The sequence below is a fragment of the Edwardsiella hoshinae NBRC 105699 = ATCC 33379 genome (assembly GCF_000474215.1).
In the GTDB taxonomy this organism is placed as follows: domain Bacteria; phylum Pseudomonadota; class Gammaproteobacteria; order Enterobacterales; family Enterobacteriaceae; genus Edwardsiella; species Edwardsiella hoshinae.
Genome location: NZ_BAUC01000095.1, coordinates 1 through 1,237, shown reverse-complemented (window position 1 = coordinate 1,237; position 1,237 = coordinate 1). Strand labels below are relative to the sequence as shown.

General features: G+C 42.6%; 2 protein-coding genes and 1 pseudogene. All 3 read left to right on the top strand.

Features of this window, described 5'->3' with window-relative positions:
* Positions 1-28: 28 nt before the first annotated feature.
* Positions 29-655 carry an adhesin gene (locus EHO01S_RS19105; RefSeq protein WP_255209550.1) on the top strand — a complete coding sequence of 209 codons (627 nt, stop codon included), beginning with the start codon at positions 29-31 and terminating at the stop codon, positions 653-655.
* Positions 652-900 carry a hypothetical protein gene (locus tag EHO01S_RS17140; RefSeq protein WP_024525080.1) on the top strand — a complete coding sequence of 83 codons (249 nt, stop codon included), beginning with the start codon at positions 652-654 and terminating at the stop codon, positions 898-900. Before EHO01S_RS19105 ends, EHO01S_RS17140 begins: the two co-directional genes overlap by 4 nt.
* Before the next feature lie 74 nt (positions 901-974).
* Positions 975-1,237 (top strand): annotated as a pseudogene (locus EHO01S_RS17135) (adhesin); the annotation flags it as partial.

Sequence of the window (1,237 nt, the reverse complement as noted above, 5' to 3'; positions counted from 1 at the left end):
GAATAATTTCCTTGGCGACGGATTTAGGCTGCCGAAAGGACTGACGGATTATGGTGCTGCGACGCAATCCTGGAATCAGTATGCTGATGCCAATAATCTCACTCCGGAACAGAAGCAGGCGGGGCTAGATAAGCTGGCAAAAGGTGAGTTACCTGAAGGATTTAATATAAGTAAAGTGATAGTTGATGGTTATAAAGATGGCGTATTGATTACAGGTGCCTGGTATTTGGGGCCGGCAGCATCAGTCGGTAAGGTGATTGGTGGTGGAGTTATTGCTGAAATAGCCAACGGAAGCTACCAGTGGTTTGATCTGAGTCAGCCTGGTAATGAAAACAAAAGCTGGGACTGGAAAAGTAGTGCTAGTTCAGGCATTGCAGGTATGCTTGCCCCGGGAAGAACAGTCTGGCAGAACGTTGGAATAGCGGCAGGTAGTGCATTCTTTACTGATGGTCTTGATACCGGATCTATTGGAGGAGCGGCTACTGGAGCATGGGCAGGTGGAATATTCAGGGGGTATGCACCAGGCATTGTAAATTCACTAACTGGTAAAGAAGTGCCTGGATTTGTTTATGATATTGGTGGCGCGTATATTTCAGAACAAGTGAATGATATTGGTAAGGAGATGTCTAAAAAGAAAGAAGGAGAAGGCAGATGAAAATCACCTATATATATATATTGATGTTCTTGTATTATTCGTCTGTTCTTTTTATATTTGGTTTAATTATCTCTATTGTTATTAGTTTTGCTTATTTGCATGTGTTCTACTTATCTTTTGAAAGTATTTTTAGTGCGTTTGTCAAAAGTATAATTGCTGGGTCTGCAATCACTTTAGCTGCTATAGTATTTAATTTGATAGATAAATTTAACGCCCGTAAGAAAACGCCATCAGATCCTAAGTAAGATTTGCAACAATCTCAATTCATACCGTTGGGATTGTTGCTGAGAATAATCCGCTCAGCTTGCCATAAGGAATGATGAGTTATGGTCAACTGGTTGCTTCCTGGAATCAGTGTGCTGATGCCAAGAATCTCACTCCGGAACAGAAGCAGGCGGGGCTGGATAAGCTGGCAAAAGGTGAGTTACCTGAAAGAGTTAATATAAGCAAAGTGATAGTTGATGGCTATAAGGATGGTGTGATGATCGCCGGAGCCTGGTATCTGGAACCAACTGTGTCAGTGAGTAAAGCCGTTGTCGGTGGGGTTACTTCTGCTGCTATGAACGGTGGTTTTCAGTGGTA

What these genes read in the sequence shown, in the direction of transcription:
- EHO01S_RS17140 (WP_024525080.1), top strand. Translation starts at nt 652, where the DNA reads ATGAAAATCACCTATATATATATATTGATGTTCTTGTATTATTCGTCT.